Raw genomic sequence first — 22,933 nt, 5'->3', positions numbered from 1 at the left:
CCGCCCTTTTCATCTCGCAGAGCGCTGCGGGCAATAAAAAGGCGGCCCGCAGGCCGCCATATCGTTTGCTGTCGTCAGAACGGGAAGAACCAGGGGATGGCGATGACGCTGACCACCATCACCAGCAAGGTGAAGGGCACGCCGATGCGCACGAAATCCATGAACTTGTAGTTGCCCGGGCCCAGCACCAGGGTGTTGACCGGCGACGAGACCGGCGTCATGAAGGCTGCCGAGGCGGCGATGGCGATGGTCATGGCAAAGGGATAAGGCGAGACCCCCATCTGATGGGCCGTCCCCAGCGCGATGGGCGCCATCAGCACCGCCGTCGCCGTGTTGGAGATGAAGAGCCCGATGACGGCACAGAGCGCGAAGAGGCTGGCCAGCATCACCCTGGGGCCCATCTCCCCCACTGCCGAGATGAGCGCGCCGACGATGAGATCCACCCCGCCGGTCTGCTGCAATGCAAGGGCAAAGGGCAACATGCCCACGATGAGGATCAGGGTCGGCCAGTGGATGGACTTGTAGGCACTCTCCAGATCGATGCAGCGGAACTTGCCCATCAGCAGGCAGGCGATGAGCGCCGCGATGACGTTGGGCACGGGATCCGTCACCATCAGCACTATCATGACCCCGAGGGCAATCAGGGCGTGGATGGCCTGGCTGCGGGCCGGCGCCATCTCGTCCACTTCCGCAGGCAGGCCCAGCAGCAGAAAATCGCGATGATGGGTCTGCAACTGACGAATGAGGCTCCAGTTCCCCACCACCAGCAGGGTATCCCCCATCTGCAGCGCCTCGTCCACCAGCTTGCCGGTCAGCGCCTCTCCATCCCGGCGGATCCCCACCACACTCAGACCGTAACGGGAACGGAAGGTCACCTCGCGGATGCTCTTGCCGAGCAGCCGGGAGCCGGGGATGAGGGAGACCTCCGCCATGCCCACCTCCCGCGCCTGATCGGAGAAATACTCCCCGCGCAATATCATGGGCTCGAGCCGCGCCTCGCTGCAAAACTCCCGCACATCCACCTCGGGATCCGACATGTCGATGAGCAGCACGTCCTTGGCCTGGAACTCGGTCACCCCGGTGACACTGACCATCACCCGCCTGAACTTGCGCCAGCGCTCCATCCCGATGACGTTGGCCCCGAAGCGGGCACGCAATTGCAGCTCGTCCAGGGTCTGGCCGATCAGGGGGGAGTCGGGCCGGATCGCCAGTCGGCGTGCTCGCCCGGCCAGCCGGTAGTCACGGATGAGATCTCGCATGGTGCTGCGTCCCATCTGCTTGCCCTTGCCCTCTTCCCCTTCACGCACCAGACGGTTGCGCATCAGCAGCATGTAGAGGATCCCCATCCCCAGAATGATGACACCCATGGGAGTGAAGCCGAAGAAGCCGAACCCCTGGATGTCGTGGCGCATCAGTTCACTGTTCACCACCATGTTGGGAGGGGTTGCCACCAGCGTTATCATGCCGCTGATAAGGCCGGCAAAGCCGAGCGGCATCATCAGTCTGCCCGCCGGGATCCCCATCCGGTTCGCCACGCTCAGCACCACGGGGATGAAGATGGCCACCACCCCGGTCGAACTCATCACGGCCCCCAGGGTCGCCACCGCCACCATCAGCAGCACCAGCATGCGGGTTTCGCTGCTGCCGGCCACCTTCACCAGGGCATCTCCCACCTGATAGGCGATGCCGGTACGCACCAGCCCCTCCCCCACCACGAACAGGGCGGCAATCAGAATGACGTTGGGATCGCTGAATCCTGCCAGCGCCTGCGGCAGGGTCAGGGTGCCGCTCAACACGAACAGGATGATGATCAACAAGGCGACCACGTCCATGCGTACCTTGTTGGTAATAAACAGGAGAATGGCACCCACCAGCATGCTGAGCACCCAGATCAACTCGGAATTCACACTTGCTCCTTTTGTTCAACGTCAACCACGGCCGGCCCCGGACGCCATCAGACCACAGAGCCCGTCCCCTTGATTTGTTACATATCAAGAAAGAGGAGGCCGCATCATCTCACATCCAGGTTCAGTTGCGGCCATTTTACCGGTCCGTGAACGCAGTCGGTCGCCCTTCACATGTCGGGGTAAAAAGTGCTGCACGCTCCCCCCGCCCCTCCTAAAATGGGCCCGCCGCGGCCTGAGCCGCCCTCTCACCCCTTGCCCTTCGGAGACGACATGGCCCAGCACACCCCGGCCTACCCGGCATTCACCTTCTTCAGCCGCTTTGTCGCCGACATCCAGGCTGGCCGAAAGACCATCACCATCCGCGACGAGAGCGAGGCAAACTGGCAGCCCGGCCAGCGCCTGGCCCTGTTCACCAACCCGGAACACCAGCCTTTTGGCACCATTGAGGTCATCTCGGTCAAGGCGGTCGCCTTCGAGGCGCTGAGCGACGAGCACGCCCGTCAGGAGAACATGACCCTCCCCGAGCTTAAAGATGTGATCCGCGATATCTACCCCGCACTGCCGCCCCTCTATGTGATTGAATTCGTGCTGATTGAAGCCTGATTTTGTGAGCTGCCTCAGCTAACGCCGGTTGCGCTCACGGGCCAAAAGCGCACAATGACTGTTTTTATATACAGTCATTGGTGTCTTATGGAAAAACAACTCGAACCGGCCATCGCAGCCATGGTGGCAGACTTCATCGCCGCAGGTCGTCCCAAGGCGAGCCAGCTGAGCTGGCAGGCGCGCCGTGACGGCTACCTAGCCTCTGCCCTGTTGGGCGGTGAGCGGGAAGAGGTGGGCGCCATCGAAGAGTGGCAGGCCGATCACCACGCCATCCGCTGCTATCGGCCCGCAGACAAACCGGACCCCGCGTATCCGGTGCTGATCTATTTTCACGGCGGCTGTTTTGTCAGCGGGGATTTCGAGACCCACGATCGCCAGATGCGGATGCTGTGCAACCGGGCCAGCACCCTGATCTTCGCCGTACACACCCGCCTCGCCCCGGAACACACCTATCCTGCGGCTCACGACGATGCGCTGGCCGCCACACGGGCCATCATGGCCGAGGTGGAGAAATGGCATGGGGATCCGGCACGTCTCGCCATTGCCGGCGACAGCGCAGGGGGTCATCTCGCCCTGGTCACCACCTTGCGGCTCAAGGCTGCCAGCGCCCCCTTGCCCAAGGCCCTGCTGCTTCTCTATCCCATGCTGGATGCCCTCTGCGAGAGCCAAAGCTACCGCGATCTCGGTGACGACTACCTCATCACCCGGGACATGCTCGAAAGCGGTTTTCACGCCTACCTGGGCAGCCTGCCCCCCAGCCATCCCGAAGCCAGCCCGCTCCACCATCCCGCCCTGTCAGGATTACCGCCGACCCATATCGTCACGGCGGAATATGATCCGCTGCGCGACGAAGGGGAAGCCCTGTATGGCAAGCTGGTGCAGGCTGGCGTCGATGCCACTTGCCAGCGGCAGCATGGCGTCATTCATGGCTACTTCCAACTGGCGGCCATCAGCCCTGCCGCTCGTCAGCTCATCGACCAGATAGCCATGATGCTCAGAAGACTCTGAGTTGGAACCGGCCCCCAAGCCGTGTTAAAAGTGTCTCTTTTGAATCAGGGAGGTAACCCGAGTGTTCGAGATAGCGAGCCTGAAAGAGGGCATGATGCACGGGGTGGAGCTGTTCCAGCTGCTGCTGGAGATCATCTCCATCGCATGCGTGGTCATCGGCCTTGGCAAGACCCTCTGGCTGGCGGCCAGAGTGCGGGATCACGAGCCCGGCTTTCCCCGCATCCGCCTCTGCTTCGGCAGCTGGCTCATCCTGGCGCTGGAATTCCAGCTCGCTGCCGACATCCTGGCCACCACGGTGGCCCCCAGCAAGGAGGAGCTGGTGCGCCTCGCCATCATCGCGGTCATCCGCACCTTCCTGAACTACTTCCTCGGCAAGGAACTCGATGCCCAGGCCGAGCGCCAGCAACCCGAGCCTGTCAGGTCACCTTCCCGCCCCGACGCCCGATGAGTGGGCTGAGTGGCACAAGGCCACGACACGGAAGGAAAGGCACCTGCCTGATCCCATGAAGAGGGCTCCCCGCGGGGAGCCCTCTTTGTATCCGATAGCAACCATCAGACGTGCTTGCTGGCCAGCTCGTGGCGCTTCAATGCCAGCAAGGTGACCAGCAGGGCGGCGGTGGCGATCAGCGCCATGCCGATATAGGTGGCGCTGAAACCGGGTGCCAGTTCGGCCGGGCTCAGGCTGGCCAGATTGGGGCTGCTGCCTGCCGGCAGGGCGGCATGGAACAACACGGCGCAGATGGCGACACCGACCGCCCCACCCAGCTCCCGGCCGAAGTTGAACAGGGACATGCCGATGCCGCGATCTTCCCGCGGCAGGGCATTTTGCACCACCACCGACAGCGCCGGCAGCACCAGACCCAGCCCCAATCCGGCAAACCCCAGTCCCAGTCTGGCCCAGACGTCGAAGTGGATCTGCCACAGGGCCAGCGCTGCCAGGGCAAAACCTGCCACCACGAAACGCTTGTAGTGACCGGTGCGACCGATGAGCTTGCCGCCGACGAAGGCCCCGCCGTGATGCAGACCATGAAGATCACCATGATCTCGCCACTGTCACTGGCGCTCATCCCCTTTTGCCACTGCATCTGCAACGGCAGGTAGACCAGCACGGCAAACATCAGCAACTGCGAAGCCAGCGCCAGCAGCACGCTCACCAGATAACCCGGCAGGCGCACCAGGTGGGCCGGCAGTATGGGGTCGTGCGCCCGCCGCTCAGCCAGGACGAGCAGCAACAAGGCCGCCCCCAGCGCAGCCGCGAGCCAGACGGCGGGCAAGGCCGCTTCCGGCGAGAGCAGCAACAGGGTGAGGGTGGTGACCGTAATGAGCAGTGCCGCTCCCTTCCAGTCGAAGCGGCTGTGGCGACGCACATTGAGGTGACCCAGATTGCGGTTCACCAGCCAGAGGGCGATGGCACCGAGAGGCAGATTGATCCAGAAGATCCAGCGCCAGCTGAGCTGCTCGGTAAAATAGCCACCGAGCAGCGGGCCTGCGATGCTGGAGACCGCATAGACCGCCGAGATATACCCCTGATACTTGCCCACCTCCCGTGGCGGAATACAGTCGGCGATCACGGTAAAGGCGAGCGCGATCAGCCCTCCGCCCCCCAATCCTTGCAGCACGCGGGCGGCCAGCAGGGTTGGCAGATCCTGGGCCAGGGCGCAGGCCACTGATCCAGCCAGAAACAGGCCGATACCGATGTTGAGCATGCGTACCCGGCCGAACATGTCGCTCAACTTGCCATAGATGGGCAGGGCCGCAGTGGCCGCCAGCAGATAGGCGGTCACTACCCAGGTGAGGGCGGCACCGGCGTTCAGCTCAACCCCTATGATGGGCAAGGGCGTGGTGACGATGCTCTTTTCCAGTGAGCCCAGGGCGATCACCAGGGCCACGCTCGAGAAGACGGTTTTGGGGGACATAGGCAGGCTCGCTCATGTGAGATATCGGCACAGGGGGTGCAAGGCACATTATTGTCTCATAAATCATTAGCCGATGGTCAAAACCACTGCCAACCATGATGAAGGTCGCGACATCTGCGCGCTGGATCTGCTAGGGTGAGTCTTTGCCGAAGAGGACGCCCCCATGCCCCAGTCATCCCCCTGCGATCATCACCAGAGTGAACAGCCCCGATTCGACGAGTACGACGCCCTGATCTTCGACATGGATGGCACCCTGGTGGACTCCATGCCTCTGCACCTGGATGCCTGGGAAATCACCAGTGCCGAGTTCGGCCTGCCGTTTGATCGGGCACAGCTCAACGAGTACGGCGGCATCCCCACCCGCAAGATAGTGACCATGCTGGCAGAGCGGCACGGGATGACCATCGACGTGGAAGCCTTTGCCCGGCGCAAGGTCGCCCTCTACCTGGCACGGATCGACGACGTCCGGGTGTTTCCCGCCATGTGGGAGCTGGTCAGGCAGTACCACGACAAGGTGCCCATGGGCATAGGTACCGGCTCAACCCGGGAACATGCGGCGCACATCCTGCGTCAGACCGGGCTCGATGCCTTCATCTCCGTGCTGGTGAGTGCCGATGATGTGGTCAATCACAAGCCCCACCCGGACACCTTCCTGAAAGTGGCCGAGCAGCTCGGCGCCAACCCGGCCAACTGCCTGGTGTTTGAAGACACCCGGATAGGCATTCAGGCGGGCAAGGCCGCCGGCATGACCACCTTGCTGGCCACCGAAGGGACGCTGCAACGGGTGTGAGCGGTGCGGGACCATCCTAACCGACGGGCCCGCACCAGCTTACTCGGCCTCATTCTCCCCCTCCTTCCCACCTGCCGGTACCGGGCCGTCCGGCCGCTCAAATCCCAGATCTGACATGCAGTTGTCAAATTCCGACTCCCCCGGTTTGCCATGCTCCTTGCAGTTCTCAAACGCCGCTTTCATCTCGACCGACAGCTCGTGCGGAGGCTTGGGCGGGGTACGGCTGCCCTGATCGCCCGCTGCGGCGGTCAGAGTAGTGAGGGAAAACAGCAAAGGCAGAACAATCTTCATGGCATGACTCCAAAACGGGTGGCATACACCGGCACGGTGCGGCGATGGCCCACGGCAGCGGGCGGTATCATGCTAGCGAATCGCCGCGAACTGATGGGTTAAGGGGAGGTAAAGAGGTGTCAGGTCGGCGTAAATCCATAAAAAAACGCCCCAGGCGGGGCGTTGTTTTCATGGCGGCCATTACATGGCGTTGGTGGATTCGAAGATCTTGTCGGCCGACGCTTCGACGAAGCCAGGGTAGAGCACGCCGTCGGCCTGCGGGTAGCGCAGGGCAAACTCGTAAAAGCAGCTCGGGATGGTGCGCACGCCGTCGCTGAAGGGCACCTCGGCCTTGTCTGCCATGGTGGAGGATTGCTCCAGCATCACCTCGGGATCGCCCTTCACCTCGCTGCCAACGGTGTTGAGCACGAAGCCTGCCGCCTTGAGCGCCGCATTCACCTGCTGGATGGTGTCGAAGTCCTTCAGGCGGTTGATGTTGACGGTGAAGTGGTTGGCACGATAACCCCAGGCGGCCATCCAGGCGGCATACTCGCTCTCTGCCAGCAGGGTCTGGTAGTCGGTGTGGGAGACCTGCCAGGGCGCGCCGGCGTAGAGGAAGGCCGAGGTGTCGGTGAGGTGATCGGGTACCTGATCCACCAGCTTGTGGATGATGGCCTGGGCACCTTCGGAGAGCTCTTCCACCTTCAGCTCGCTGATGAACACCTTGGGCGCATCAGGATCTTTATGCTCGAAGTGTTTGGCATAGAGCTTCTTGGCCTTGAATACATACTCGCCCTTCTCTTCATACCCCAGGGCGCGGAAGTGGGCCGCCAGTTTCTCGAGACCGAGCTTGGGCAGGTTGTAGGTCCGAAACGCCACGTGATCGTTGATGATGGGGGCACCGCCGCCCAGCAGTTGATGAACCTTGTGAGCACTGGGGGTGACCTGAATGTAGTTGTCCCACAGATGGCCAAACAGGGTGTCGATATCCTTTTGCATCTCTCTTTCCTTTGATTGCGGGTACAGACAGGGGCACCTGTTCAGTGCCCCTCTTTTATTTTCTTGTTATCAGAAGGTCAGACCGGGAGACAGCTGATCCGGCATAGCAGCCTTGCTGTCTTCGACGGAGGCGACCGGGTAAGCACAGTAGTCGGCGGCATAGTAGGCGCTCGCTCTGTGGTTGCCGGAGGCACCGATGCCGCCGAAGGGGGCGGCACTGGAGGCGCCGGTGATGGGCTTGTTCCAGTTGACGATACCGGCACGGATGCGCTTGAAGAAGTGGTTCCAGTCCGCTTCGTTGTCACCGAGCAGGCCGGCCGAGAGACCGAAACTGGTGGCGTTCGCCTTCTCGATGGCCGCATCGAAGTCGTCGTAGCGAATGAGCTGCAGCAGCGGGCCGAAGTACTCTTCATCCGGCAGCGCGCTGACCGCGGTCACGTCGATGATGCCCGGGGAGACAAAGCCGGTGCCCGCTTCCAGGTGCTTGAGGGCAAGCAGGCTTTCACCACCGAGGCGCTGCAGGTTGGCTTGCGCCTCGACCATGCCGAGTGCGGCCTTCTCGCTGATCATGGCGCCCATGAACGGCTGCTCGGCGGCGTCATAGAGGCCGACCTTGATCTGGCCGACCACCTCCACCAGGCGCTTGACCAGGGCATCGCCCCGCTCGCCGCGCTCGACAAACAGACGGCGCGAGCAGGTGCAACGCTGGCCGGAGGTAATGAAGGCGGACTGCACGATGGCATGGACGGCGCCGTCGACGTCGCTCACATCTTTCACTATCAGCGGGTTGTTGCCCCCCATCTCCAGTGCCAGGATCTTGCCCGGCTGGCCGGCAAACTGCTGATGCAGGAAGTGGCCGGTACGGGAGGAGCCGGTGAAGAAGAGGCCGTCGATGTCCGGGTTGCCGGCCAGCGCCTTGCCGGTGTCGACCTCCCCCTGCACCAGGTTGAGCACCCCCTTGGGCAGCCCCGCCTCCTGCCAGATCTTCAGCATGGCCTCGGCCACCATGGGGGTCAGCTCTGAAGGCTTGAACACCACTGCGTTACCCGCGATAAGCGCAGGCACTATGTGACCGTTGGGCAGGTGGCCCGGGAAGTTGTAGGGGCCGAACACGGCCACGACGCCATGGGGCTTGTGGCGCACGAACGCCTTGGCGCCCGGCATGGGGTTTTCCACCGTACCGGTACGCTCCTCATGGGCGCGGATGGAGATGGCAATCTTGCCCTGCATGGCCGCCACTTCAGTGCGGGTCTCCCACAGGGGCTTGCCGGTTTCACGGGCGATGGTCAGGGCCAGCGCCTCCTTGTGCTCGCCGAGCAGGTCGGCATAGCGGCGCACGATGGCAAGGCGCTCTTCAAGGGCCAGATCGGACCAATGGTAGAAGGCCGTGCGGGCCGCCTTGACGGCCGCATCCACCTGGGACTGGCTTGCCGCCTCACCCCGCCAGATCACCTCGTTTTTGGCCGGGTCGATGGATTCGAACGGCTTGCCTTCACCGGCCAGCCACTGGCCATCGATAAACTGGACTAAAGACATCATCAATTCACTCCCTGTGGGTACGCAGGCCGCCTCGGCAGCCTGTCTCAATGCTGTGCTGCGGGGTGGGTCAATCCAGATCGACGACGCGCACCATGTCGCCATTTTCCACCTTGAGGGCGGCCGCCATCTTGGGCGGAATGATGGCTTCGTGCTTGTCCAGATCGACCCGGATGTTGCCGTAGCAGGCGCGGTATTGCTCGAACCTGGCGTTGCAGATGAGGTAGGTATGGCCGCCGATGGGTTCACCCACCAGCACCGCCAACTTCTGGCTGCGGCGCACGCTGCGAATGTTCTTCACCTCGCATTCGACGGTGGGGCCTGCGTCGAAGATATCGACATAACCGCGATTCACGAACCCCTCATCCTGCAGCATCTTGAGGGCAGGCCGGGTCTTTTCGTGGGTCTTGCCGATGACGGCGCGCGCCTCGTTGCTCAGCAGATTGACATAGATGGGGTACTTGGGCATCAGCTCGGCGATGAAGCGCTTCTTGCCGATGCCGGTGAGATAGTCGACGGTGGGAAAATCCATCGAGAAGAAATGTTTTTGCAGCCACTCGTAGAAGGGGCTGTGGCCGTTGCCATCGGAGACACCACGCATCTCGGCAAAGACGGTACTGTCAAACAGCTCGGGGTGTTCGGCCATGAACAGGAAACGGTGCTTGGAGAGCAGACGGCCGTTGAGCCCCTCGCGGGCGCATTCACGCAGAAACAGGGTGCAGAGCTCGGAATTGCCGGTGTAGTCGTTGGAGAGGGTGAGGGTTTCCACGACATTGTAGATGCCGAGCTTGGGGGAGGAGTGCACCACCTTGCCGATGTGATAGTTGTAGAACGCCTGGGACAGGCCGACCGCCGCGTCGATGGCGCAGGTACCGACCATCTCCCCGGTCTCCAGATCCTCGGCCACGAAGAAATAGAGGCACTCGCCCTTGCCGGCGGGCTTGTCCAGGAAGGTCTGGGTCGAGGCATCGATCTTGCGTTGCAGCAGCTCGTCGTTGACCGGCAAGGATGTCATGCCGGTGCCGGATTCGATGGCACAGGTCTTGAGGCCGGCGAAGTCGCGCTGCTCGATAGGACGGATAACCAACATAAATGACAACTCCCTTTCATTGACGACAGGTGGGGTCCCGGCTCCTGCCGGGAGGGCTCCCCACCTCAATTTGGATCAGGCGTTGACCACCTGAGCGACCGCTTTCTCGAACCGTGCCAGCCCTTCCTTGATGTCCGCTTCCGGGATCACCAGGGAGGGGGCAAAACGCACAACGTTGGTACCGGCAACCAGCGCCATCAGGCCCTGATCGATGGAGGCCAGCAGGAAGTCGCGGGAGCGGCCCTTGAAGTCATCGTTGAGCACGGCGCCCAGCAGCAGGCCCTTGCCGCGCACTTCGCTGAAGCAGTGGTACTTGGCGTTGATGGCTTCCAGCCCTTCGCGGAACAGCTGCTCGCGCTGCTTGATACCGCTCAGCACTTCCGGGGTGTTGACCACGTCGATCACCGCCTCTGCCACCGCGCAGGCCAGCGGGTTGCCGCCGTAGGTGGAGCCGTGAGTGCCCACTTTCAGGTGGGAGGCGATTTCGGTGGTGGTCAGCATGGCCCCGATGGGGAAGCCACCGCCCAGCGCCTTGGCGCTGGTGAGGATGTCCGGCGTGACGCCCAGACCCATATAGGCAAACAGCTCGCCGGTACGACCGACACCGGATTGCACCTCGTCATAAACCAGCAGGGCGTTGTGCTTGTCGCACAACTCGCGCACCCCCTTGGCAAACTCGTCGGTGGGGCTGATGATGCCACCCTCGCCCTGCAGCGGCTCCATCACCACGGCGCAGGTGTTGTCGGAGATGACGGCAGCCAGCTCCTCCAGGTTGTTGTAGGCGACGTGGGTGATGTCGGCAGGCTTGGGACCGAAGCCATCGGAGTAGGCAGCCTGGCCGCCGACGCTGACGGTAAAGAAGGTACGGCCGTGGAAGCCCTGGTGGAAGGCGATGATCTGGGTCTTGTGGGCCCCGAACTTCTCGATGGCGTAGCGGCGGGCCAGCTTGAGGGCCGCTTCGTTCGCTTCGGCACCGGAGTTGCAGAAATAGACCTTCTCGGCGAAGGTGGCGGCGACCAGTTTCTTGGCCAGGCGCAGGGCCGGCTCGTTGGTCATCACGTTGGAGAGGTGCCACAGCTTCTCACCCTGGGATTTCAGGGCCTCGACCAGTTTGGGATGGCAATGGCCCAGGCCATTGACCGCGATCCCGCCCGCGAAATCCACATACTCGCGGCCTTCCTGATCCCAGACACGTGACCCCTCGCCGCGCACCGGGATGATTTTGGCCGGCGCATAGTTGGGAACCATCACTTCATCAAACACTTCACGTGTCACTGCCAACAACTCTGACATATTGCTCTCCTGCTATCTCGCGGCAGAATAATCCACCGCCCAAAAGTTAAATCCGTGTAAACGTGGCGGAATTATCACAGAAAAAAAGTAAAAAGTCTGTAACTTAACCGCCTATAAGGAACAATGTTCGATTGCCTTTGAGATTTTAGGCAACCGCATTGCATAACGGCTCAGGGGGTGTTGGCAAGAGATAATTTGGACAGGGAGGAGGGTGAATAAAGTCTCAGGGAAATTTTTTTTTGCCTCATGACGGTTTTGAGACAGACATCGCAATTTTTTCAGGAAACGGCCAAAAAGTTGGCCAGCAACTGGTGCCCCTGTTCGCTCAGAATACTCTCCGGATGGAACTGCACTCCCTCCAGCGCCAGCGTTTTATGCCGCAGCCCCATGATCTCGTCCAGGCTGCCGTCGGCATGTTCGCTCCAGGCAGTGACCTCGAAACAGTCGGGCAGCGACGCCGCCTCCACCACCAGAGAATGATAGCGGGTCACCCGCAGCGGGTTGTTGAGCCCCTTGAACACCCCCTCCCCTTTGTGACGGATGAGAGATGTCTTGCCGTGCATCACCTGACGGGCACGCACCACCCGGGCACCAAAGGCCTGTGCCAGGGACTGATGGCCGAGACAGACGCCGAGGATGGGGATCTCGCCGGCAAAACGGGAGATGGCGGCCAAAGAGATGCCCGCCTCGTTTGGCGTGCAGGGGCCGGGAGAGATCACCAGATTGCGGGGGGCAAGCCGGGCTATCTCCTCCAGGCTCAGCTCATCGTTGCGCCTGACCACCACCTCTTGCCCCAGGGCGCCGAAGTATTGCACCAGGTTCCAGGTAAAGGAGTCGTAGTTGTCGATGAGTAGCAGCATGCAAACACCATGGGAATAAGACAGAGACGGTGATCGGACAGCCCGTTACGAGCGCGGGCAGACAAACGCCGCGCATTCTGGCATGTCTCTTTGCGTTAATAAACCGGCGATCACCTCACCTGCTGTGCAGTCTGTCCACTCTTCAATGACGATCCGGGCCTGTCGACCCCACCCGGCGGTGGGCCTGTCCCCGACCGGGCAGCATCAGCCGCTCCATGTCAGGATGGCAAGGTAAAAGAGACGGGAGGCGACTGGGAAAAGGGCAAAGGTCGTGACAGGCAGATGGGAAGGAGTCACCTTGGCAAGGGCTGACAACGGACCTCAGCGGTCCAGATAGCGGCCCTGTTCCAGTTCCCGTTCCCGCTGGCACTCGGCCAGATAGATGGCAGCCGCGATGGCCGGGGTCTTGTGGTGCTTGTCGATGGCGTTGGAGACCATCAACTGCAAGGTATTGAGGCTCTTGGCCTTGCGAAACTTGCGCAGCCAGTGACCCTTGTCACCCAACTCTTCACTCAGGGTTTGTGATTCGACAGACATGCTTTCTCTTGGGGCAAAGCCCGTGTTTGACATTGGGGAGGTTGCGACAAACCGGAAGGTGTAAAACAAAGAAAGCCAGGCATCCACCCAGCTCTCTTCTACTACACCTTCCCAGTATGTCAGGCTCGAGGAACGAAGCCGACGACATCATATACGCTGATCAGGGTTTTTTCAGCCCTTTCACGCGCCTTTTGTGCGCCAGCCGCCAAAATGGCCTGCAGATGGGCCTCATCCTGACGTAGCTCGCGGAAGCGCGCCTGGATGGGTTCCAGCAAGGCGACCACGGCATCGGCCGTTTCACTCTTGAGGTGGCCGTACATCTTGCCTTCGAAGTGTTGCTCCAGCTCCGGGATGGAGCGGCCGGTCACACCGGACATCAGGGTCAGCAGATTGGAGACCCCCGGCTTGTTTTCGGGATCGAAACGCACCACGGCCGGCTCGTCGGAGTCGGTCATCGCCCGCTTGATCTTCTTGACGATCTGCTTGGGATCTTCCAGCAAGCCGATGAAGTTGGCCTCGTTGTCGTCGGACTTGGACATCTTCTTGGTCGGGTCCTGCAGGCTCATCACCCGGGCCCCTTCGGTCGGAATGAAGGGTTCCGGCAGGGTGAAGACTTCGCCATAGAGGTTGTTGAAGCGGGTGCAGATGTCGCGGGTCAGCTCCAGATGCTGCTTCTGGTCATTACCAACCGGCACCTGATTGGCCTGATAAAGCAGAATGTCGGCCGCCATCAGCACCGGATAACCGAACAGGCCGACGTTGACGTTGTTCTCGAAACGAGCGGACTTGTCCTTGAACTGGGTCATGCGCGACAGCTCGCCCATCTGGGTGTAGCAGTTCAGGATCCAGCCGAGCTCGGCGTGCTGGGGCACGTGGGACTGGATGAAGACGGTGCTCTTGGCCGGGTCGATGCCCACCGCCAGATAGAGGGCGGCTGCGTCGAGGCACGCCTTGCGCAAGGCGGCCGGATCCTGGCGAGTGGTGATGGCGTGCAGATCGACGATGCAATAGAGGCAGTCGAAATCATCCTGCATGCTGACCCACTGACGCAGGGCCCCCATGTAGTTGCCGATGGTCAGCTGGCCCGAGGGTTGGGCACCGCTCAATACGATTGGTTTAGTCATCAGAGTAGTAATCCTTGTTATCCGCCAGCCCGGTCTGGATCAGACCAGCAGGGCATCGAGTTCGGCAAACTGCTCGCAAACCCAGTCGGGGCGGGAGTCTGCGATAGGGCGGCCATAGTTGTAGCCATAGGTGAGCCCCACCACCTTCATGCCGGCGGCCTGGGCGGCCAGCACGTCATTTTCGGAATCCCCCACCATCAGGGTGCGGGACGGGCTGACACCCAGCTCGTGGCAGGCGTGCAACAGCGGCTCCGGGCTCGGTTTCTTGACGGGTACGCAGTTGCCCCCTAGCCAGAGTGCGAAACAGTCGCTGATGCCGAGGGCCTCCAGAATGGGCTGCACGAAGTGACTCGGTTTGTTGGTCACCACGGCCTGCTGGTAACCCAGCCCCTGCAGACGGCGCAGGCTCCGGGCCACTCCGTCATACATGGCCAGACCTTCCAGAAGACAGGCCTGATAGTGACGGTCGAACAGGGGGCGGGCCTTGGCAAACTGCTCCGGGGCGTCGCGGTAATCGAGAGCCCGCTGGATCAGCTTGTCGGCGCCGTTGCCGACCCAGGTACGCACCACGGACTCGTCGGCCTCGGCCAACCCCAGCTCCGCCAGGGTACGGTTGACCGCCAGCGCCAGTTGCGGGGCGCTGTCAATCAGGGTGCCATCCAGATCGAACAGCACCAGGTCAAAGGGGCGATCAGCGACGGACATGGGCAAGCTCCGCGCGCATCTGGTCGATCACTGCCTTGTAATCCGGCTTGCCGAAGATGGCAGAGCCCGCCACGAACATGTCGGCACCCGCCTCGGCAATCTCGCGAATGTTGTCGACCTTGACCCCGCCATCGATTTCCAGGCGAATGTCGCGGCCGCTCTCGTCGATCAGGCGGCGCACCTGGCGCAGCTTGTCGAGGGTGCCGGGGATGAAGCTTTGACCGCCAAAGCCCGGGTTGACCGACATCAGCAGGATCACGTCCAGCTTGTCCATCACGTACTCCAGGCAGGTGAGCGGGGTCGCGGGGTTCAGCACCAGACCAGCCTGGCAACCCTGCTCCTTGATGAGGCCCAGGGTGCGATCCACGTGATCGGAGGCTTCCGGGTGGAAGGTGATCAGGCTGGCACCGGCCTTGGCAAAATCAGGCACGATGCGATCCACCGGCTTGACCATCAGGTGCACGTCGATGAGCGCTTCGATGCCGTAATCGCGCAGCGCCTGACAGACCATGGGGCCTATGGTCAGGTTGGGGACATAATGGTTGTCCATTACATCGAAATGGACCACGTCGGCCCCGGCGGCCAGCACCTTGGCCACATCCTCACCCAGACGGGCAAAGTCGGCGGAGAGGATAGAGGGGGCAATCAGAAAGTCTTTCATCAGCGTCATCCATTGGCAGCGTGGCAGAAAAAACGGCGCAATTTTATCGCAAAAGGGCGATGAAAACGACCCGCATCTACAGAACACGCCGCTCCGGCACCATGGCTGGCACACGATGCCAAGCGCGGCTCACGGAATGCCAGCGGCAGCATCAGAAATGACAACGGCCCCCTCAGGGACCGTTGTTCACTCAGCCGACGGCAACCAGCTCCGCCTCACCGGGATAATAGCCCTGTTCGGGCTCGATGCCGGGGGGATAGAGCGCCAGCAGCTCGGCCACCTTGTTGCGACCACCGCCGTTGCGGCTGATGGTGCGCTTGACCAGGATCTCGTCGAGCCGGGCGCCACGATAGAGCTCGCGGGTCAACTCGATGTCATGGTTGCTGATGAGCACGGGCACCCCTTTATGGGCGGCGGTGTGGCGAGCCAGCCTGGCCAGCAGCGCCTGATCGTCCAGGGTGAAACCGCCTGCCGAATAGGTGGTGAAACTTGCCGTGGTGGAGAGGGGGGCATAGGGCGGATCGCAGTAGATCACCCAGTCTTCCTCTGCACGGGCCATGGCGTCGGCATAGCTTTCGCAGATGAACGTCGCCTTCTGCGCCTTCTCGGCAAACGCCCACAGCTCTTTCTCCGGGAAGTAGGGTTTCTTGTAGGAACCGAAGGGAACGTTGAACCCCCCCTTCTTGTTGTAACGGCACAAGCCGTTGAAACCATGGCGATTCAAAAACAGGAACAACTGAGCCCGTTCAAACCCGGCCGCGGTCTGGTTGAACTGGGTACGCAGCCGATAATAGGCGGTCTTGTGGTTGTGCTCGGCCACGAACAGCTTGCGGGCCTCGCTGATGAAGCTGTCCGGCTGCTGCTTGAGGTGGTTGTAGAGGCCAATGAGATCCGGATTGATGTCGTTGAGCACATAGGCGTCGTAATCCGTGTTGAGAAACACGGATCCCGCCCCGACGAAGGGCTCCAGCAACACACGCCCGGCCGGCAAACGCTCGGCGATCTCTTCGACCAGGGAGTATTTTCCCCCGGCCCATTTTAAAAACGCGCGTGTTTTTTTCATGGAAGTCCGGTGTTGACAAGGCTATGCCCAAAAAAGGGGGGTGATTCTACCCCCTTCTTCGGGTGGCTGGCTATTGCTTCAATTCTTTTTGTATCTGGGCGAATGACTTGGGCCAGGGTTGTCCCTTGAGCAAGGCAGGTGACAGCTTGCGAATGGCCGCCTTGGCCTGGGCACTGCTGGCGTAGTCTCCCTGCACCACTACATACCAGGGACTGCCACGGAAACGGGTCTTGTAAACCCACACCTTGCCCGCCAAGCCATGCTCGGCCACAAAGCTGTCTACCGCCTTGGTGTTGCTCGCCCCCATCAACTGGATGCTGTAGTGATTCTTCGGCTTCTTGTTGAGAGTCGCCACCGGCGTCAACGCCACCTTGGCCGCTGGGGCCGCGACCGGCGCTGTCTGCGCGCCACTGGCCGGTTGAGCCTCTGTCCGGGCCGGGACACTGCTCGGGGCCGGATTCTTGACCTGGGCCGTCGTTCCGGTCGGGACCGCACGGGAACCGCTCCCCACCAGCTCATCCACCACGGCCGTGGGCAAGGCGCCGCTGACGTTCGGCTGGTTCATCAATTTCTCGACCACTTCGTCGGAGATGACGACCCGGCGCCCCTCATAGTTGGTTGACTCCGTGGTGACCGTCTCGCTCTCGACCTTCTTGGGCAAGGGCTTGGCATCGGACTGCCAATCGCGGGCAACCTGATTCCCTGACGGGATGGCAGCGGCGCCACTGCTCGTCTGAGTACTCAGAGCCCCGCTCGCCGCACCGACGTTCACAGGATCGCTTGAGACGGGATCGGGCAACGCCGTCCCCTGGGACGGTGCCTGGGCGGGGTCCTGGCCTGCACTGTCGAACAGGGGCAGATAGCTCAGGGCCAGCAACCCGCCCGCCAACAGGGCAAGCACGATCGCTATCTTCTTGACGGGCAACTCGGCCTGACGTTTCTTGGGCCTTCTGTCGGTCATGGTATCCTCCAGTAACTGCATGATGGCTGACGGATGTCCGCCCGCCCCATTCAGGATCTCTTCCACTTTCGGCTTGGGCAAGAGGGCAGTCGGGATCTTGAGCTCTTTGGCCTTCTCATACAAGAAGATACGTTGCTCAGGAGCGCTCAGTGGCGCGACCTCCAGCTCGAGGGCTGGCATGGCCCGTCCCTTGAGGAGCGCCTTCTGGTTGCGACACCAGGCGTCATCACCCGAGAGCAGGATGGCCAGTTTATGAGGAGATGCCAGGGTATCGTTGTGACGACAGAGCGCCCACAACTCCCCCACCAGCTCGGCAGGCAAGGTATCGGCACGTTCGATGATGAGCAGCAGTCTGGCAGGCTTGTCACCCACCATGCGAAAGAAGCTGTCCGCCAGGGCATCCTGCGCGTTGAACAGGGGACGTGCCACCACCTGCTGCAGCAGCAACTGACGCACATCCGCCATCTTCATGGACGGGCTGCCGATGAGGCTGGCCACCCGCACCGCATCGGGCAGTTGGGCAAGCAGCGACTCGCACAGTGTGCCACGGCCACTGCCTGGCTTGCCGGAGAGAAAAACAAAGGGGTGGTTGAACTCGATCAGGTGCAGCAGCCGGTCAACCAACTGCCGCTGAGAAGGCAGCTTGAGCAATTTATTAGTGGTCACGACCAGACTCGATCACCGCCATCAATTGTTCGTCTGTCACATCGGCCACGACCTGGGCCTGTCCGATCCCGATCGGCAGCACCAGCCTCAGTTTGCCTTCCAGCACCTTCTTGTCACGGCGCATATGGCGAATGAAGGCGGCAAAATCCATATCGGACGGTGCCTTGACCGGCAAATCGGCGGCCAACAGCAGATCGCGGACTCGTGCCACCTCTTGCACCGTCATGTCGCCACGGGCCAGGGCCGTCTCGGCCGCCAGCATGGTTCCCGCCGCCACGGCTTCACCGTGCAGCCAGTTGCCGTAACCCTTCTCCGCCTCGATGGCATGGCCGAAGGTATGTCCCAGGTTCAGCAAGGCGCGCACGCCGTGCTCGGTCTCGTCCTGACCGACCACATCGGCCTTGATCTCGCAGCAGCGGCGAATGGCATAGGAGAGTGCATCACCGTCGAGGCGCTGCAGGCGGGTCATGTTGGTTTCAAGCCAGGAGAAGAAGGCGGCATCCCAGATGATGCCGTATTTGATCACCTCGGCCATGCCGGCGGCAAATTCCCGGGCAGGCAGGGTCTTGAGGCAGTCGGTATCGATGATCACATGCTTGGGCTGATAGAAGGCACCCACCATGTTCTTGCCGAGGGGATGGTTGACGGCGGTCTTGCCGCCAACGGAAGAGTCAACCTGGGAGAGCAGCGTGGTAGGCACCTGAATAAACGGAATGCCTCGCTGGTAGCTTGCCGCAGCAAAGCCGACAACATCGCCTATCACACCGCCCCCCAGAGCGATCAGAGTAGTATCACGACCATGGCTGGTTTCCAGCAGAGCAGACATGATCCGCTCGAAGGTCGCCAGGGTTTTGTAGGCCTCGCCATCGGGCAGGATCAGGTGTTCCACCTGAAAACCGGACAGCAACTGAATGATCTGTTCAAGATACAAGGGCGCGACCACGGTATTGGTCACTATCATGACCCGCTTGCCCTTGATCGTCTGCGCCAGTACCTCGGGGCGTTGCAGCAGACCGGCAGCTATCTCTATCGGGTAGCTGCGTTCACCCAGTTCGACCTTCAACCTTTCCATGGACGTCCTCTAATGAATTACATACCAATCAACTTGACGATTTGATTAGCGACAACTTTGGCACTCTGGTCATCCGTCTGGATGACAAAATCGGCAACCTCTTCGTACAGGGCGTTGCGCTCTTGCGCAAGACGCTCAAGCACTTCACGGGGCGGCTCTTCGGTTTGCAGCAAGGGACGACGCTTGTCTCTCTGGGTTCGCGCCAATTGCTTTTCAATAGTGGTTTCGAGATAGACCACGATGCCGCGTGCGGAGAGTTTGTTGCGGGTTTCACGGCTCTTGATGGCACCGCCACCCGTTGCCAGCACGATACCCTGCTGTTCGGCGAGCTCACCGATCACCTTCTCTTCGCGGATCCGGAAGCCTTCTTCGCCTTCAACATCGAACACCCAACCGATATCGGCACCACTGCGGCGCTCAATCTCATGATCTGAGTCGAAAAACTCCATGTGCAGTTGTTCTGCCAGATGTCTACCTATGGTGCTCTTGCCCGCACCCATGGGACCTATCAGGAAAATATTGCGTTTCTCAGCCATGTCTTTTCGTTAGTAATTACAAACTGTATGGCCCCGGTAAACACTCGACCGGGGTACCTATGAACCTTATCTTGCGTTGGATCAGGAGGGGGATTATCTCAGTAGAAACCAGGACTGGCAACCGCAGCCCTTACGCCCCAGCCTCATCGGGGCGTAAGGTTATATGTGTTTTACTCTCACAAGTAAAGTTTTCAGAGGGCGTCGGTCACTATCCTCGGGGTCACGAAGATCAGCAGTTCACGCTTCTTGTTTTCACTGGTGGTTTTCTTGAACAGATAGCCCAACCCGGGGATATCCCCCAGCAGCGGCACCTTGCTGACATCGCTCTTGATGGTCTGTTGATAGATGCCGCCAAGCACCAGAGTTTCACCGTTGTTGACCAACACCTGGGTGGTGATGGACTGGGCGTTGATGGACACCGCATCCCCGGTCCCGGTCGGCACGGTTTCACCCTTGGTATCCTGAGTCACGGTCAAGTCCAGGATCACCCTGTTGTCCGGGGTGATCTGCGGTGTGACCTTGAGGCTCAGCACTGCCTTCTTGAAGGTGACCGAGGTCGCCCCGCTCGAAGAGGACTCCACATAGGGGATCTCGGTCCCCTGCTCGATCAGGGCCGGCTTCTGGTTGGCCGTGGTGACACGCGGACTGGCGATGATCTCGGCCTTGCTCTCCTTTTCCAGAGCCGAGAGCTCAAGATCCAAAAGGGTGCCATTGGCAAGACGGGCAACTTGGAACGCCAGCGTGCCGGCCGCGTTGGTCACCGGCAGGTTGACGTTGAGTCTGTCTTCTACGTTGGGGCGAGTGATGGTGGAACTGCCATCATTGTTTCCGGCGCCATCATTACCCTCTATGGTGCCCGAGGTGCCGTTGCCATGACCGTCTGTCTTGGTCACCCCCCAGCGCACCCCCAGAGCCTCATCGAAACCATCATCAATGGTCACCATGCGCGCCTCGATCACCACCTGCTTGACCGGGATATCGAGGATATCCAGCATCCGCTTGACGTTGCTGATGACATCCGCCGTGTCCTTGACCACCAGCACGTTGGTACGTTCATCCACGCTGACCGCGCCTCTGGGGGAGAGCAGCTTGGTACTCTCGGAGGAGAGCAGGGCCGCCACTTCCGATGCCTTGGCATAGTTGATCTGCAGATACTCGGTGTAGAGGGGAGCAAGATCCGCCACCTGGTTGCGGCTCTCCATCTGCTGTTTCTCGCGAGCGGCAATCTCGTCCGCCGGCGCCACCAGCAGGATGTTGTTGTCCAGCCGTTTGTCCAGCCCTCTGACCTTGAGGATGATGTCCAGCGCCTGCTCCCAGGGCACGCCATCGAGACGCAGCGTGATGTTGCCGGAGACCGAGTCCGTGGTCACCAGGTTCAGATTGTTGAAATCGGCGATGATCTGCAACACGGTACGAACAGGAATATCCTGGAAGTTCAATGAGATGGGTTTTCCTTGGTACTGCTTCGCCGCCGTGGTGGCCACCCGTTTTTTCACCTCGATGATGAACATCTTGTCGGCCTGATCGTAACGGTAGTCAAACTGGCCGTTCACCGAGAGCTCGAACAGGGTGTCATTGCCCTGGCGGAACACCTCCACTTGGGAGACCGGGGTAGCAAAGTCCTGCACATTGATGAGGTTGAGCTGATCATCAGTCACCCGGGTACCATGGAACTTGGCCAGCACTTTCTGACCACGGCTGCTGACATCCACCGCCGCCGAACTGTTGTCCAGCGTCACAAGGAACTCCCCCTGCCCCTCCTTGCCACGACGAAAATCCACGCCCTTGACCGAGTTGAAGTAGGCGCCACCCATGTTTGCCTGAGACACGGACAACACCGGCTTGCCGAGGGCAACGGGCGAAGGAGCCACGGTAGGCGTGGCAGCCACGGCAGGCTGAGCCTGATACTGGGACTGGTTCTGGGCAACCCGCTGGGTGTCAATCAGCGCAGACTGGGTCACTGGCTGGCTTCTGACGAGCGCAGACTGACCGGCTGCAACAGGCGCCGCCGAAGAGGCGACCGGCTGCCCGGCCTTATCTCCCAGCGCCACCAGCAATTTATTGCCCTGCTGATGGACCTGATAGGGGGTGAGCTGATCGAGGGCGATCTTGATGTCGAGCCCCTGCCCCTTCCCCTCCACCAGGAGATTGTTCACCCCTTGCTGCTTGATGGGCAGGGGATTGACCGTCAGGGCACCGATGGCCCCGGGTACGTGCAGCAGAAGCTGATTGGGTTCATAGGTCAACCTGTCCGTAAAACCGCTGACCGGTTCGCTGAAGCTGAGCTCCAGCAGGAGTTGATCGGCCAGCAGGGGATTCACCTTGACCTCCTGCAACGCGGGTACTGCCCACACCTGAGTGCATCCGCCCAGCCACAGCAGCGCCACACCGATCATCCTTCTTATTGTTGTTCTCATCTCTGCTCATCCCTGATCATAGTTTTGCGTCGAGATTGGCCATGGCCAGCTGGGTTTCTCGGGTGACCCAGCATCCTTTGCCATCCGGTACCGTCTCCATCAAGTCAACATGCGTGTTCGTTATCTTGATGACCCTGCCCTGATCCAGCCCCATGTGCTGGTTGAGCCCGACGCGCACGGCTTGCCCGTCCGGGGTTTTGATCAATGCCCACAACTGCCCCTGCTTGCCGATGGAGCCTTTGTAACTGTTCACCCAGATGGCATTGACAGGAAAAAGTGAGACGATCATCCCTTGATCCACTGTTGCCCCTTGCCTGATCCCGCCAGCTTGGCACCATCACGTCATGAGCAAACCCATTACGCCACCACCCGGCCTGCCGCTGACCCTCGAGCAAGCCAACGAGCTGATTTACAAGCTGATGGCGCGCATCGCCGAGCTTGAAGACCGCCTCAACCAAAACAGCAATAACTCCTCCAAGCCCCCCTCCACTGATGGCTCGGGGACCCCGCCTGCGCGCAAGCGCCCCGCTTCCGGCAAGGCTCGTGGTGCCCAGCCTGGCCACAAGGGGCAGCGGCGTGAACGTCATCCTGAGGACGACCGACTGACGGCAATACCACACTATCCTGCCCGGCAGTGCGCCTGCTGTGGTGAGCAGGTGGTGTCCCATGACAAGCCCTACCGGGTTCATCAGGTGTTTGACCTGCCCGAGGTCAGCTATGTGGTGACAGAGCATCAGCTGTATCGGGGCACCTGCCGTGGGTGCGTCACCACCAGTGAAGCAGCCCTGCCCGATACGGTGAGCCACAGCCAGATGGGGGCTAATCTGCTGAGCTATATCGCTTTGCAGAGTGGTCAGTTCCACCAGAGCATCAGCAAGATACAGCAGCAGCTCAAGCAGCACTTCGGTTTGAGCTTTAG

General features: G+C 61.0%; 20 protein-coding genes and 3 pseudogenes. 5 read left to right on the top strand and 18 right to left on the bottom strand.

The annotated features are described in order from the left end of the window. Positions 1-74: 74 nt before the first annotated feature. Positions 75-1,907 carry an SLC13 family permease gene (locus C3418_RS09010; protein ID WP_029314126.1) on the bottom strand — a complete coding sequence of 611 codons (1,833 nt, stop codon included), beginning with the start codon at positions 1,905-1,907 and terminating at the stop codon, positions 75-77. 270 nt (positions 1,908-2,177) lie between these two features. Between C3418_RS09010 and yqfB the strand changes: the two genes are divergently transcribed. The 3 genes from yqfB to C3418_RS08995 all read left to right on the top strand — a co-directional run bounded on the left by yqfB (position 2,178) and on the right by C3418_RS08995 (position 3,966). Next, positions 2,178-2,510: a N(4)-acetylcytidine aminohydrolase gene (yqfB, locus tag C3418_RS09005; protein WP_010673841.1), complete on the top strand. Its 333-nt coding sequence runs from the start codon at positions 2,178-2,180 to the stop codon at positions 2,508-2,510. Positions 2,511-2,597: 87 nt separating this feature from the next. Then, the gene (locus C3418_RS09000) at positions 2,598-3,518 is read left to right on the top strand and encodes an alpha/beta hydrolase (protein WP_010673840.1); all 921 of its coding nucleotides are present in this window, start codon (positions 2,598-2,600) and stop codon (positions 3,516-3,518) included. A 61-nt stretch (positions 3,519-3,579) separates the two neighbouring features. Further along, positions 3,580-3,966 carry a DUF1622 domain-containing protein gene (locus tag C3418_RS08995; RefSeq protein WP_010673839.1) on the top strand — a complete coding sequence of 129 codons (387 nt, stop codon included), beginning with the start codon at positions 3,580-3,582 and terminating at the stop codon, positions 3,964-3,966. Between the two features lie 104 nt (positions 3,967-4,070). Here C3418_RS08995 and C3418_RS08990 read toward each other — a convergent pair. After that, a pseudogene (locus tag C3418_RS08990) lies at positions 4,071-5,434 on the bottom strand (MDR family MFS transporter). A 163-nt stretch (positions 5,435-5,597) separates the two neighbouring features. Between C3418_RS08990 and C3418_RS08985 the strand changes: the two are divergent. Then, positions 5,598-6,224, top strand: a complete 627-nt coding sequence (locus tag C3418_RS08985) for an HAD family phosphatase (protein ID WP_010673838.1) — start codon at positions 5,598-5,600, stop codon at positions 6,222-6,224. 39 nt (positions 6,225-6,263) lie between these two features. On the opposite strand, the gene C3418_RS08980 is transcribed toward C3418_RS08985, so the two are convergent. From C3418_RS08980 to C3418_RS08905, 16 genes and pseudogenes are all read right to left on the bottom strand, one after another. Further along, positions 6,264-6,515 carry a hypothetical protein gene (locus C3418_RS08980; protein ID WP_010673837.1) on the bottom strand — a complete coding sequence of 84 codons (252 nt, stop codon included), beginning with the start codon at positions 6,513-6,515 and terminating at the stop codon, positions 6,264-6,266. 180 nt (positions 6,516-6,695) lie between these two features. Next, positions 6,696-7,493, bottom strand: a complete 798-nt coding sequence (locus C3418_RS08975) for a DUF1338 domain-containing protein (RefSeq protein ID WP_010673836.1) — start codon at positions 7,491-7,493, stop codon at positions 6,696-6,698. 69 nt (positions 7,494-7,562) lie between these two features. Then, the gene (gene astD / locus C3418_RS08970) at positions 7,563-9,032 is read right to left on the bottom strand and encodes a succinylglutamate-semialdehyde dehydrogenase (protein ID WP_010673835.1); all 1,470 of its coding nucleotides are present in this window, start codon (positions 9,030-9,032) and stop codon (positions 7,563-7,565) included. A gap of 67 nt (positions 9,033-9,099) precedes the next feature. Then, on the bottom strand, positions 9,100-10,119 hold the full coding sequence (gene astA / locus C3418_RS08965; protein WP_010673834.1) for an arginine N-succinyltransferase: 1,020 nt from the start codon (positions 10,117-10,119) through the stop codon (positions 9,100-9,102). Between the two features lie 75 nt (positions 10,120-10,194). After that, complete coding sequence (locus C3418_RS08960) at positions 10,195-11,412, bottom strand: aspartate aminotransferase family protein (RefSeq protein ID WP_010673833.1); 1,218 nt, start codon at positions 11,410-11,412, stop codon at positions 10,195-10,197. A 278-nt stretch (positions 11,413-11,690) separates the two neighbouring features. Further along, positions 11,691-12,272 (bottom strand): aminodeoxychorismate synthase component II, encoded by a 582-nt coding sequence (locus C3418_RS08955; RefSeq protein ID WP_103858316.1) that lies wholly within the window; start codon positions 12,270-12,272, stop codon positions 11,691-11,693. 321 nt (positions 12,273-12,593) lie between these two features. Continuing rightward, positions 12,594-12,809 carry a hypothetical protein gene (locus tag C3418_RS08950; RefSeq protein ID WP_010673831.1) on the bottom strand — a complete coding sequence of 72 codons (216 nt, stop codon included), beginning with the start codon at positions 12,807-12,809 and terminating at the stop codon, positions 12,594-12,596. A 119-nt stretch (positions 12,810-12,928) separates the two neighbouring features. Then, positions 12,929-13,933 carry a tryptophan--tRNA ligase gene (trpS, locus tag C3418_RS08945; RefSeq protein ID WP_010673830.1) on the bottom strand — a complete coding sequence of 335 codons (1,005 nt, stop codon included), beginning with the start codon at positions 13,931-13,933 and terminating at the stop codon, positions 12,929-12,931. 39 nt (positions 13,934-13,972) lie between these two features. Beyond that, on the bottom strand, positions 13,973-14,638 hold the full coding sequence (locus C3418_RS08940) for a phosphoglycolate phosphatase (RefSeq protein ID WP_010673829.1): 666 nt from the start codon (positions 14,636-14,638) through the stop codon (positions 13,973-13,975). Next, the gene (gene rpe / locus C3418_RS08935; protein ID WP_010673828.1) at positions 14,625-15,299 is read right to left on the bottom strand and encodes a ribulose-phosphate 3-epimerase; all 675 of its coding nucleotides are present in this window, start codon (positions 15,297-15,299) and stop codon (positions 14,625-14,627) included. The genes C3418_RS08940 and rpe overlap by 14 nt, the downstream gene beginning before the upstream one ends. A 190-nt stretch (positions 15,300-15,489) precedes the next feature. Next, positions 15,490-16,362, bottom strand: a complete 873-nt coding sequence (locus C3418_RS08930) for a Dam family site-specific DNA-(adenine-N6)-methyltransferase (protein ID WP_029314124.1) — start codon at positions 16,360-16,362, stop codon at positions 15,490-15,492. 70 nt (positions 16,363-16,432) lie between these two features. After that, positions 16,433-17,989: an SPOR domain-containing protein gene (locus C3418_RS08925; protein ID WP_041201489.1), complete on the bottom strand. Its 1,557-nt coding sequence runs from the start codon at positions 17,987-17,989 to the stop codon at positions 16,433-16,435. Then, positions 17,979-19,061, bottom strand: a complete 1,083-nt coding sequence (gene aroB, locus C3418_RS08920) for a 3-dehydroquinate synthase (protein ID WP_010673825.1) — start codon at positions 19,059-19,061, stop codon at positions 17,979-17,981. The genes C3418_RS08925 and aroB overlap by 11 nt, the downstream gene beginning before the upstream one ends. 17 nt (positions 19,062-19,078) lie before the next feature. After that, entirely contained in the window at positions 19,079-19,597 is a 519-nt protein-coding gene (gene aroK, locus C3418_RS08915; protein WP_010673824.1) for a shikimate kinase AroK, read from the bottom strand. Positions 19,598-19,788: 191 nt separating this feature from the next. Beyond that, positions 19,789-22,014, bottom strand: a complete 2,226-nt coding sequence (locus tag C3418_RS08910) for a type IV pilus secretin PilQ (protein ID WP_029314121.1) — start codon at positions 22,012-22,014, stop codon at positions 19,789-19,791. A gap of 16 nt (positions 22,015-22,030) precedes the next feature. Then, positions 22,031-22,261, bottom strand: a pseudogene (locus C3418_RS08905) (pilus assembly protein PilP); the annotation flags it as partial. A 97-nt stretch (positions 22,262-22,358) separates the two neighbouring features. On the opposite strand from C3418_RS08905, the pseudogene C3418_RS08900 reads away from it, so the two are divergent. Further along, positions 22,359-22,933 (top strand): annotated as a pseudogene (locus tag C3418_RS08900) (IS66-like element ISAs21 family transposase); the annotation flags it as partial.

Source organism: Aeromonas sp. ASNIH8 (assembly GCF_002919855.1).
Lineage (GTDB): Bacteria > Pseudomonadota > Gammaproteobacteria > Enterobacterales > Aeromonadaceae > Aeromonas > Aeromonas caviae.
The sequence above is the reverse complement of the archived record's forward strand: the minus strand, read 5'-3'. Positions and strand labels throughout refer to the sequence as shown.

Bases quoted from the DNA above. Each gene is read 5' to 3' on its own strand.
- astD (WP_010673835.1), bottom strand. From the start codon at position 9,032: ATGATGTCTTTAGTCCAGTTTATCGATGGCCAGTGGCTGGCCGGTGAA.
- rpe (WP_010673828.1), bottom strand. From the start codon at position 15,299: ATGAAAGACTTTCTGATTGCCCCCTCTATCCTCTCCGCCGACTTTGCC.
- C3418_RS08930 (WP_029314124.1), bottom strand. From the start codon at position 16,362: ATGAAAAAAACACGCGCGTTTTTAAAATGGGCCGGGGGAAAATACTCC.
- C3418_RS08980 (WP_010673837.1), bottom strand. From the start codon at position 6,515: ATGAAGATTGTTCTGCCTTTGCTGTTTTCCCTCACTACTCTGACCGCC.
- C3418_RS08955 (WP_103858316.1), bottom strand. From the start codon at position 12,272: ATGCTGCTACTCATCGACAACTACGACTCCTTTACCTGGAACCTGGTG.
- C3418_RS08985 (WP_010673838.1), top strand. From the start codon at position 5,598: ATGCCCCAGTCATCCCCCTGCGATCATCACCAGAGTGAACAGCCCCGA.
- C3418_RS08940 (WP_010673829.1), bottom strand. From the start codon at position 14,638: ATGTCCGTCGCTGATCGCCCCTTTGACCTGGTGCTGTTCGATCTGGAT.
- trpS (WP_010673830.1), bottom strand. From the start codon at position 13,933: ATGACTAAACCAATCGTATTGAGCGGTGCCCAACCCTCGGGCCAGCTG.
- astA (WP_010673834.1), bottom strand. From the start codon at position 10,119: ATGTTGGTTATCCGTCCTATCGAGCAGCGCGACTTCGCCGGCCTCAAG.
- aroK (WP_010673824.1), bottom strand. From the start codon at position 19,597: ATGGCTGAGAAACGCAATATTTTCCTGATAGGTCCCATGGGTGCGGGC.
- C3418_RS09000 (WP_010673840.1), top strand. From the start codon at position 2,598: ATGGAAAAACAACTCGAACCGGCCATCGCAGCCATGGTGGCAGACTTC.
- C3418_RS08960 (WP_010673833.1), bottom strand. From the start codon at position 11,412: ATGTCAGAGTTGTTGGCAGTGACACGTGAAGTGTTTGATGAAGTGATG.
- yqfB (WP_010673841.1), top strand. From the start codon at position 2,178: ATGGCCCAGCACACCCCGGCCTACCCGGCATTCACCTTCTTCAGCCGC.
- C3418_RS08910 (WP_029314121.1), bottom strand. From the start codon at position 22,014: ATGAGAACAACAATAAGAAGGATGATCGGTGTGGCGCTGCTGTGGCTG.
- aroB (WP_010673825.1), bottom strand. From the start codon at position 19,061: ATGGAAAGGTTGAAGGTCGAACTGGGTGAACGCAGCTACCCGATAGAG.
- C3418_RS08975 (WP_010673836.1), bottom strand. From the start codon at position 7,493: ATGCAAAAGGATATCGACACCCTGTTTGGCCATCTGTGGGACAACTAC.
- C3418_RS08950 (WP_010673831.1), bottom strand. From the start codon at position 12,809: ATGTCTGTCGAATCACAAACCCTGAGTGAAGAGTTGGGTGACAAGGGT.